9 protein-coding genes are annotated in these 10,521 nt (G+C 40.1%); 6 read left to right on the top strand and 3 right to left on the bottom strand.

What is annotated here, in order from left to right; all coding sequences use genetic code 11:
• Positions 1 to 5: 5 nt before the first annotated feature.
• Positions 6 to 1,199, bottom strand: a complete 1,194-nt coding sequence (locus tag NDM98_RS13215) for a NupC/NupG family nucleoside CNT transporter (RefSeq protein WP_251608370.1) — start codon at positions 1,197 to 1,199, stop codon at positions 6 to 8.
• Between the two features lie 430 nt (positions 1,200 to 1,629).
• Here NDM98_RS13215 and NDM98_RS13220 point away from each other — a divergent pair, with 430 nt between their 5' ends.
• The 3 genes from NDM98_RS13220 (at position 1,630) to NDM98_RS13230 (ending at position 4,288) form a co-directional block, all read left to right on the top strand.
• Positions 1,630 to 2,580 carry a response regulator transcription factor gene (locus tag NDM98_RS13220; RefSeq protein WP_251608372.1) on the top strand — a complete coding sequence of 317 codons (951 nt, stop codon included), beginning with the start codon at positions 1,630 to 1,632 and terminating at the stop codon, positions 2,578 to 2,580.
• A gap of 164 nt (positions 2,581 to 2,744) precedes the next feature.
• Positions 2,745 to 3,593, top strand: a complete 849-nt coding sequence (locus NDM98_RS13225) for an ABC transporter ATP-binding protein (protein WP_251608374.1) — start codon at positions 2,745 to 2,747, stop codon at positions 3,591 to 3,593.
• Positions 3,593 to 4,288: an ABC transporter permease gene (locus tag NDM98_RS13230; protein ID WP_251608377.1), complete on the top strand. Its 696-nt coding sequence runs from the start codon at positions 3,593 to 3,595 to the stop codon at positions 4,286 to 4,288. The genes NDM98_RS13225 and NDM98_RS13230 overlap by 1 nt, the downstream gene beginning before the upstream one ends.
• A 61-nt stretch (positions 4,289 to 4,349) precedes the next feature.
• Here the strand turns inward: NDM98_RS13230 and NDM98_RS13235 are convergent, their stop codons facing one another.
• A complete protein-coding gene (locus NDM98_RS13235; protein ID WP_251608378.1) occupies positions 4,350 to 6,359 on the bottom strand; it encodes a methyl-accepting chemotaxis protein in 2,010 nt (669 codons plus the stop codon).
• A 443-nt stretch (positions 6,360 to 6,802) separates the two neighbouring features.
• Here NDM98_RS13235 and NDM98_RS13240 point away from each other — a divergent pair, with 443 nt between their 5' ends.
• Positions 6,803 to 7,462 carry a hypothetical protein gene (locus tag NDM98_RS13240; protein ID WP_251608381.1) on the top strand — a complete coding sequence of 220 codons (660 nt, stop codon included), beginning with the start codon at positions 6,803 to 6,805 and terminating at the stop codon, positions 7,460 to 7,462.
• 17 nt (positions 7,463 to 7,479) lie between these two features.
• Here the strand turns inward: NDM98_RS13240 and NDM98_RS13245 are convergent, their stop codons facing one another.
• Entirely contained in the window at positions 7,480 to 8,361 is an 882-nt protein-coding gene (locus NDM98_RS13245; RefSeq protein ID WP_251608383.1) for a LysR family transcriptional regulator, read from the bottom strand.
• 148 nt (positions 8,362 to 8,509) lie between these two features.
• Between NDM98_RS13245 and NDM98_RS13250 the strand changes: the two genes are divergently transcribed.
• Together NDM98_RS13250 and NDM98_RS13255 are read left to right on the top strand one after the other, a co-directional pair.
• Positions 8,510 to 9,478, top strand: coding sequence for an ABC transporter ATP-binding protein (locus NDM98_RS13250; protein ID WP_251608386.1), 969 nt, complete (start codon positions 8,510 to 8,512; stop codon positions 9,476 to 9,478).
• 2 nt (positions 9,479 to 9,480) lie between these two features.
• Positions 9,481 to 10,521 carry an ABC transporter substrate-binding protein gene (locus NDM98_RS13255; RefSeq protein WP_251608389.1) on the top strand — a complete coding sequence of 347 codons (1,041 nt, stop codon included), beginning with the start codon at positions 9,481 to 9,483 and terminating at the stop codon, positions 10,519 to 10,521.

Here is a 10,521-nt window from a genome sequence, read left to right on the forward strand (position 1 = left end):
AAATTTTAAATAAACAACCCAACCATTGTACCTGACATCAAGCTAACCAATGTCGCAGCAGCCAAAAGCTTTAGACCAAAGGATGCTACTTGCTTTCCGGTTTTTTCATTGATAGCCTGTGCCGTTCCTGCAACAATCCCCACAGAGCCAACCCCAGCAAATGAAGTCAAGAATACGGAGATAATGCCGGTAGCTTTTGGCGTTAAATCCATGTTTACAAAATCCAGCATGGCAACAAATTCATTAGCGACGAGTTTCGTTCCCATCAAGTTACCTGTCTGCAATAGATCAACTGTAGGAATACCCATCAACCAGGCGAACGGTGCAAAGATATAGCCCAGTAGCTCCTGCAGAGTTAGTCCAATAGTAGCGGCAAACATTCCGTTAAGCATGGCAATGATTCCGATGAAGGCAACTAGCATGGCCGCAACAATTAGAGCAACCTTCCCTCCATCTAGCGCACCGCGACTGATCGCATCAAATAAAGATGATCCTGACTGTTCGCGTAATGCCTTCGTATCAACCTCCAATTGTTCATCGATCTCACGCTTCTCTACAGGTGCAATAATCGAAGCCACAATCAGACCATTAATCATATTTAATAACATAGCCACCAAAACATACCTAGGCTCTAACATCGTAAAGTAGGCACCAATAATAGAAGCAGATACGGAAGCCATCGCTGACGTTGTAACTATAAATACACGGTTTTTTGTCATCGTTGGTAGCTGACTCTTAATCGCAAGCAAAGCCTCAGATTGACCAAAAAAGACACTGTTAACCGCATTAAAGGTCTCTACCTTTGGCAACCCTGTAATCTTAGCCATTAATCCACCAACATACTTAATCGCCACTGGCAGAACCCCAGTAAATGTTAATATAGACAGTAAGGCGGATGTAAATATAATGATCATTAAGACATCAAGGAAAAAAACAGATCCCCCCTCTACAATCATTAAGTCCCCGAGAACAAAGTTAACCCCCTCATTCCCATAAGAAATAACGGTGGAAAAAGCGCCTGAAATTGTCTCTACAATAAAAAGACCTATATCTGTTCTGAACATAAATAAGGTAATAACGACTTGAAGCCCGAGCATAATCGCCACTGACTTATAATTAATCGATTTTTTCTTGTTAGACATTAGAAAAGCAAGTCCTAAAAATACGACCACTCCTAATATCCCAATAAGTATAGACATGGATAAACCCCTTTTAATACAGTATTTGCACAGGCAGAACAGCCCATACACATTAATAAAAATATCCCTGTTAGACTATATCGTAGCCTTCCCCCATGTTTCAAGTGGTCAATGTTAGAATCGGTTCTTATATAAAGAAAATAAAAGGGTACGGAGTGTCTTCTCCATTACCCTTTTGCTCATGGTCTTACACTTATTTGTATTAGAAAATTCAGCTCGTTTTTTTACGTAAAACTACAGTGATGTCTGGTCTGGAGAAGGCACCATACTGATTTTATCGGTTCCCACCTCTATCAATCATATTTAAGAGAAGCATGCTTCTTTCATTTGTTCATTCTCCTATAAAATAATCAATTGACAAAAGTGATTAATATTGTAACCATATTACTGTAAACAAAATTCAACAATTCATACAAAAAGGGGTAACCACATGGCCACGTTCATCATTGATCAAGAAATTATCAGCTCAGAGTCGCTGCCCGCGTTTTCCCTTACTATCAGCGATTCCTTTGTTACTACCATCTACTGTGATACAGATAAACAAACAGAGCTAGCTAAAAACCTAAACACTAATAGCAACATCCCCCTCTTTGACCAAAAAGACGGCTTATACATGCGCCTTACAGTCGAGGACAATGTGGCTTTTTTTCATAAATGGTTTGCACATAGTACAACTCTTCCCGAAATCTTAGTGCAGTTTGAACTACATAGCTGCGCAAAGAAACCATTACATACATGCACCGAATCTGAAATTCGACGCGTATACTTTGCCAAATACTTTTTGAGTGATGCCAAGTCCATGGTTTTTATCGAGCCCATTCATGGTGTAGATATTAAAACCACTCAAACCTTTATCAAAATGCTCGAAAAGATGAGAAGCCACCCTATGCCTATACTCATTTTAGTGTCCAACATGGAACACGCTTTATTACTTGGTGACGTCCCATATAAACTTCAGCAAAACGGACTAAATAAAATCGAGATTGCTGAGGAGAAAGAAGAGATTGCAGAAGAGGAGGCACCTCCTTCTACTACATTTGATCACTTATTCAAAATTCCTGCAAAGGTCGATGACAAAATTATTTTATTTGATCCGCTTGAGATCGATTACATAGAGAGCGAAGATGGAAAAGGAAAAATTGTCATTAATGATGAGTCCTATCTTATGGATTCAACGCTCGCAGAAATCGAGCAAAAATTAAATGTCTATGGATTCTATCGATGCCATCGTTCTTACATTGTGAACCTGCAAAAAGTACGCGAGATCATTACATGGTCAAAAAATGCCTACTCGCTCAGAATCGATAACAGCGTACAATCAACCATCCCATTGTCTCGAACCAAAATCCAGGAGATCCAGGAGAAATTCAGCCTTAAATAGGTACAGTTCAGCGTAAACAGTTGGTACATTAAGCTTATTTTCGGTAGTTTTTAATACAAGTTTGGTACCGTTCACTCTTAATTGGGTACATTTCGGTTGAAATCGAATGCTTCATAAACTCCTACAGGCTATGATGAAAGCAATCAACCGATGGGGGTAATCAAATGACAAACGCAATCGAATTAACCGGAATGAAAAAAGTATTCGGGTCACACACCGCTATTAAGGACGTAACACTTACAGTTAAAAAAGGAGAGATTTTTGGATTACTTGGTCCAAGTGGATCTGGAAAAACAACGACAAATAAAATACTAACGGGCGAACTTTCAGCAACTGCTGGTGACGTAAAAGTACTCGGAATGGATTCAACTAAATTTGGATCAGCTGCTTTCAAATCAAAAATAGGCGTCTTATCTGATAACAGCACATTATACGATCGACTTACAGTACGTGATAATTTAAAACTATTTTGCAAATTATATGGTGCACCACTAAAACAAATCGACGTGATCTTAAAAGAAGTAAATTTACAAGATGAAGGATCGAAAACCGTCTCCAAGTTATCAAAAGGCATGAAGCAACGTGTCCTTTTAGCAAAAGCACTTATTCATAAACCTGACCTTGTTTTTCTTGATGAACCGACATCTGCCCTAGATCCCGGAAACATGACACATATTCACCGTGGATTACAGAGATTAAACGAAGCCGGAACCACCATCTTTTTAACGACTCATAATATGGAGGAAGCTACTGAGTTATGTGATCGTGTTGCTTTCTTACACAATGGAGAGCTGCAGGAAATAGACAGTCCCTCTGCCCTCAGGTATAAATACTCAACACATGCTTTTCATGTAGAAACAGTTACTGGTGAACAATTAGTTATTCAAAACAAGCCAGAGAACGCGGGTCAAATAAACGAGTTAATCACAACAAACCAAATTAAATTTATGCATTCCGACAACCCGTCCCTTGGCCAAATCTTCCTAAAAGTTACCGGAAAGGAGCTAGTCTAATGAATACTCAACGTATAGCTGCCATTTTTGAAAAGGATTATAAAGACTTCATGAAAAATACAGTGTTACTCGTCACGGCCGCCCTTCCCATTGTGATGGCTTTGCTTTATAGCCAGATAGGTGATGGTGAAGCGGCAGTCTTTCTGGTTTATATGATTATTGGCATTACGTTTTCAGCTGTAACATCTAATATGATTATTACCATGATGGCTGAAGAAAATGAAAAGAAAACATTACGTGGTTTAATTCAATCGCCAGCTTCATTTTTCGATATCATTATTGGGAAAAGTCTAGTCACCACCATTGTCACATTTGTAGCACTTGCTATCTCACTCGTGATCACAGGATTTGATCCGTTACTAAACGTCAGGGCAATCATAGGGGTTCTCTTACTATTTATGTTCTTTCTCTTACTTGGAATTGGTATTGGACTGTACGCTAAAAGCGTGGCCTCAACTTACGTGTACATTATGCCCATTATGTTTTTGTTTGGTTTTACACCAATGCTTTTAAACTTGGAGTTCTTTGTAAATAATGAAATCGCCGCTACCATTATTGAATATGTCCCCATCATGCAAGCCATTGGAATCCATGACACCAATTCATGGTTACCACTTGGGGTCATTTCCATATGGGTATTGGTTGCAGCAATAGTAGTGTACATTTGCTTTAAGAAAACAACGACGGATGATTAAACCATCATCACAAATGTATAGAAAAACACACTCCCGCTATGTAGAGTGTGTTTTTCTCTTACTATTTGTCTTCTAATTCAAACTGTAACGCCAAATCCTGTAATTCCTCCGCTACTTGAGAAAGACTGCTGACTGCAGCGGAAATCTCTTGCATGGATGCAAGCTGTTCTTCTGTTGAGGCAGTTACGTTTTCTGAGTTTGCTGCCGTTAGTTCTGCAATCGTTGAGATCTCTTGGAATGTTTGAATAAACTGATTGGTACCTGAGTCTAATTGTTTAGTTTCTTCATAGACATCTTTTATTTCTTCAGACACCCCATCAATGAATTGCTTAACCACACCAAATGTATCGCCAGCATTATTAACGACCTCAATACCTTTTTGAACCTGCTCTGTACTTTCTTGCATTTTCACAGTAGTTTGGTTCGTTTCTTTCTGGATGGATTCAAGGATCTTCTTAATAACCTTTGCCGATTCTGCAGATTGTTCTGCCAGACGACGAACCTGCTCGGCCACAACCGCAAACCCTTTTCCTTGCTCACCTGCCCGAGCGGCTTCAATAGCTGCATTTAAAGCTAATAGATTGGTTTGTTCCGCTATACCAGTAATTTCATCTATCACTTTATTAACCTCAGTAGCTCTATGTCCAAGACCCGTTACACTAGTTGAGAGCTCTTCAACCGTTTGTTTTACCTGCTGCATTTGCTGAATACTACTTGAGATTGCTGTATGCCCATCCTCCACAGCATGAGTGGCTTGAATTGTATTTGTCAGTACTGTTTGTGATCGTTTCGTAACCGATGAGACACTCTCTGTCATCTTTTTCGTAGCCAGGCTTCCTCTTTGAATAAGGTCCCTTTGTCTGTCTACTTTTTGAGCCATCTCTTGTACATCTTCAGATATTTGCTCCGTTGCTTTTGTATTTTCCTCCGCACTTGCAGAGAGCTCTTCTGATGAAGAAGCAACATACTGAGATTTATCCTGCACATGTGAAATCATCGTGGATAACGATTGCCTCATCGTCTCAAACGCGCGACTTAAACGATTGATCTCATTTTTTTGATTGGACGACGCATCAAACGTCACACTTAGGTCTCCCTCACTCATTCGTTCAGCTGACGTTGTTAGCTTTTCAAGTGGTTTCGTGATCGAACGTAATAACATGATGACGATGATCATTCCAATCAGAATAGAAGCTACGGTAACAATTGCTGACGTGACGAGAATAGGATGTGTCGCTTCCCCAACCTCTTTATCTAAAGAAACAGCAACAATCTTCCAGCCTGTCTCTGCATTTGTCACATAGTTTAGCGTTGTAGCCTCACCTTTGTACGTATATCCAAGCCTGCCTTTTTCACTCTCTTGAAAAGTAAGGAATTCACCACTCGCTTCTTCTCCGATTGTTTCAGTAGGGTGAGAGATATAGTGGTTCTCTGCATCAAGTAAAAAGACAAATCCCTCATTCCCAATCGTAATCGTAGAAAGCATATCTGTAATCGCATTTAACGTAATATCAATACCCGCCACTCCCAGTCCATCCTCTGTCGTCTTTGCAATTGTTGTTACGACAGAATCAGTAGAAGCTGATACATAAGGTGGCGTAATGACAATCTGTCCACTTTGTTCTTTTGCTAATTGATACCAAGGACGTACCCGAGGGTCATAATCTGGATCTGCCGGAGGATCAACTGGTGACTGCATAAAATGACCTTGCTCAGTCCCCACAAATGTTAGTTCTACGTTTGATCTAGAATCCTGAAAATCATCTAATAGCACTCTCTGACCTGATGCATCTTCCTCTAAAAAGGTAGACACATCACTCGTATCAGCTAAATAGTCGATGTTCTCTTTCTGAGTCATTATAAAATTAGTAATTGTATGATCAATAATGGCCAGACTCTCTTCGGCAGCACCTTCAAGCTGCTGATCCACATTTTGACTAGCACTATAAAAAGAAATAATAGCAATCATAAGGCTAGGTCCTATCAAAATGAGTAAAAAGGAAAGAATGAGCTTAGTTTTTAAAGAAGTCTCCAGAAATGAAAAGATGTTACGACGTCTGATGTTGTTCATGTGGTGTTTTCCCCTATTCTTAATTTGTCAAATCATTCTGTCTACTTTAGTCAAACAAAGTATTATAATTATCTATCGGATAGCTCACACCCTTTGTGAATGGTGTGTGAGCCGATCATATATAAAAATTTTGTGGCGGCGCTTTCTTTTAACTTTATAGGGTTCAATTAACAAAAAGTGGTTTTATTAAGAGCCCTTAAGGTAATAGAACATTAAAAAAGTAGGAGTGATGATCATGCACTCTCCTGAAAATCAAGAAATAAAAGACGCAAATAAGCCTTCCTATAAGAAACTGCTTGCGGCACTTTTTTTAGGAAAGCTTGTGGCGTATGTTCTTATTTATTATGTGTTTTAGATATTTGGCTAGCTTAGAACCATTCTCCGGAGCTATATAGTAAAATTAAAAGTAAGGATTGAAATGAACTAGAACAGGAGATGAGTTTTTGAAAAAGCGATTGGGTTTTCTTCATGCGCACCATACGAACATCGAACACATAGAAACATGTTTCTCTCCATACGAAGTTGAGTTAGTTCATTTTGTTGATCCTGGTTTATTACTTCAAAAGGACATTAATAAGGTGCTTTCTCAAAATAGAGTAAAAGATCAATTAGAGTGGATTGCTACATGTGAAGTGGATGCCATTGTTGTTACTTGTACAGAATACATAACCATGATAGATGAGAGCATATTCATGATAGAAGTACCTATCATAAAAATCGATGAACCTTTTTTTGACCACATTTGTTGTTCTGAACAACCTCAATTGATGCTATTTACAAATCCGAATACGATTAATGGAACCATAAAACGTCTTAATGATTACGCATATTACCACCACAAACAAGTAAATTGCAAACCACTTATTATTGAAGAATCATTTGACTTACTATTACAAGGTCGCGGAGAGGAATACGAACAAAAGATACTAGAATTCTTACTAAATCATACAAACAAACACGTATCAGTTGGTCAGTTATCAATGGTAGGTGCTGCAAAGGAATATGAGAAACAAACGTCCCAGAAAGTTGATAATCCATTGGATGCATTGCTATCCTTCATCATTAATCAATTAGACATACCCCAAAAAATCAAACAGCACTGATCTCATGTATAACGGGACTAGCCTCCCTTCTTCAATTCCTCCACCAGTTCCTGAAAATGACGAAATGGTGCCCCCATCCAAAGATTGCGGTGGTAGACAAAATAAATTTGCCGTTCGAGCTCTTTGTTTTCGAACTCGATATAGGCAAGATGGTCTTCATTTTCGATTAGTTTCTTGGAGATTAAGGCTACTGCCTTGCCGTAGGATAGCATTTTGATAATCGTTGAGACTGAATCTAGTTGGATCATCTCCATTTGTAGCTTCTGCTCTCTTAGCCATGATTCTGAGAAGTGACCGGTTGAGCTTGAGAGTCTGTGCACAAGTAAGATCTGCTCTTTGAGGTCTACCTTTTCAAAAGAAGGTGCACTTGCAAATGGGTGCGACCGGCTAAAGGCTAATACGATTTTGTCACTCGTGATGGGTTCATACATCAGCTCTTCTTCTTTCTTCCCTGTTTCCATCAATAGACCACAATCAAGCTCCTGTAAAAGGAGTCTTCTTTCTATTTCCGGGGCGGTTTGCACATCTAGTGAGACTTTGATCCTTGGGTATCGTTCAGCCAGCTGATGAATCAACTCTGGCATAAACAACTGAGCTGGCACTCCACTTGCTCCTAAATTGATCGATCCGTTCTCCCCGTTCTTATAATCTTCGACGCTTTTAACTAGTGCTTGGTTCACTTGACTGAGCTGCTTCGCATAATGATGAAGCATTTCCCCTACATCTGTCAGCCTGTATCCTCCTGCATTTGTCCGAAAAAGTTTCACTCCATAGTCTTCTTCAAGCGACTTAATGTGAAAGGAAACCGTTGGTGTAGATAATCCCAAGAGCTTTGCGGTTTGGGTCATTTTTCTTGTTTCTACTAATGAGAGAAAGACCTGTAATTTTTGCAGATTCACTTTATCCTCCTACAGTAGTTTAGATAATTTCTAACGATAGGTAGATCTTATCAGATTCTTTTTAATGAATTGTTAACAGTTCGTTAATCCTTTCTAAATACTTCATCACTACACTTAGAGACGAAGAGAAAAATGAGGAGAGGGTAACATGATCATTCGCTTAGAGGGCATTGAGAAGACATTTGGCCAGGTACAAGCTGTGAAACCAATCAATCTCACCATAAAAGACACCTTTGTTACGATACTCGGTCAATCTGGTTGTGGGAAAACAACGTTACTAAAAATGCTAGTTGGGCTTTCTGAACCATCAGCTGGGGACATCTTTTTCGATGACCGGACGATCTTCTCAAAGGAAAAGAAGATTAATGTGAAGCCAAACAAACGCCAGATTGCGATGGTGTTTCAGGATTTTGGATTATGGCCACACATGAGTGTCTTAGAGAATATTGCCTTTGGCCTTCGCGGAAAAGTATCGAGGAGGGAACGAGTTGATCTAGCTCGTGAGGCCTTGTCAAAAGTGAAACTCGAAGCAAAAGCGAACGTGTTGCCCGGCGATTTGTCTGGTGGTCAACAACAACGTGTTGCGTTGGCACGAGCAATTGCTGTTAATCCCAAACTCATTCTTTTCGATGAAGCACTTAGTGCTCTGGATGCCGTCCTGAGAGATCAAATGCGCGAGGAGATCCTGACGATCGTTCAATCAATTGGCGCACAAGGCATTTTTGTTACACACGATCAAACCGAAGCAATGGCCATGTCAGATAGCATGATTGTCATGGATACGGGAGAGGTTGTTCAAACAGGCTCACCTGAAGACATCTATCACACTCCCGCCAACTCCTTTGTGGCAAATTTCATTGGCAAAACGAATTGGCTAGAGGATCAGAACAGTATGGTTCGTCCAGAGAATGTCTTTCTGCAGCCTCGTAAACACACGATCCTACGATCTGGTGTGGTCGCAAAGAGTATGTATGAAGGTGATCGCTACGTTATTTTTGTTAACACGCATGAACAGCTATGGAAATTCTATGACAATAAGCCTCATCAAGAGGGATCTACAATCAAGCTTTATATTGATGAACATCACATACATTCACTAATGAAACGGGAGGCATAATCATGAAAAAAATGAATCTATTAACCATCGCAGGTGTTTCTGCATCCGTACTACTACTAGGAGCTTGTGGAGCTGATGCTGGTGCGACTGACACCACAACAAGTACGAAAACCGAAGCAGCCTCATCTGAAACAGCTACAACACCAGAGACCTTAACTGTATACTCTGCGGGACCAGAAGGATTAGCTGAGAATATTCAAGCAGCATTTGAAGAAGAGACAGGCATTAAGGTTGAAATGTTCCAAAGCACCACAGGAAAAATCCTCTCTCGCCTAGAAGCAGAATCCAATAATCCAATTGCTGATGTTGTTGTGCTTGCATCGATCCCGTCCATGGAAGGCTTAAAATCAGAAGAGAAATTACAACCCTATGAGCCGGAAAATGCCGATAGCATGAACCCTGAATGGAGTGATTCCGATCATTATTACTACGGGTATAGTGCCTCTGCTCTTGGTGTTGCCTATAACACCAATCAAGTAGATTCTCTAGATGCTGATTGGAATGAGTTTGGCGAATCCGAATGGCAAGGCCGTGTAACCATGCCTGATCCTACTTCCTCTGGATCAGCGGTCGACTTTCTTTATGGACTAACTGATGCTGATGAGAAAGGCTGGGACATCATCCAAGGCTGGATGGACAACGACTTACTAATTGCTGGAGCAAACAAGGAGTCACTCGACGCTGTCATCACTGGAGATAAAGACGTTGTAGTCGCTGCCGTTGATTACATGACCTACAAAGCGAAAGAAAGTGGCGAACCTGTTGATATTTATTATCCAGAGAGTGGTACAGTGATTAGCCCACGTGCAGCAGGTATTGTAGCTGACTCTAGTAATATCGATGCTGCTAAAGCGTACATGGATTTTCTATTATCTGATACAGCTCAAGAGCTTGTTGCTGATGCATACATCCTTCCTGGTAACGAGGAGATTGAATTAAGTAACCGTGCAGTACTAGCCGATATCCCAACTCTTCCATTTGAATTTGACGGGATTGAAGACAAGCAAATCGAAACGTTAAACACCTTCTTATCAATGGACTAA

Source organism: Alkalicoccobacillus plakortidis, assembly GCF_023703085.1.
Taxonomy (GTDB): domain Bacteria; phylum Bacillota; class Bacilli; order Bacillales; family Bacillaceae_D; genus Alkalicoccobacillus; species Alkalicoccobacillus plakortidis.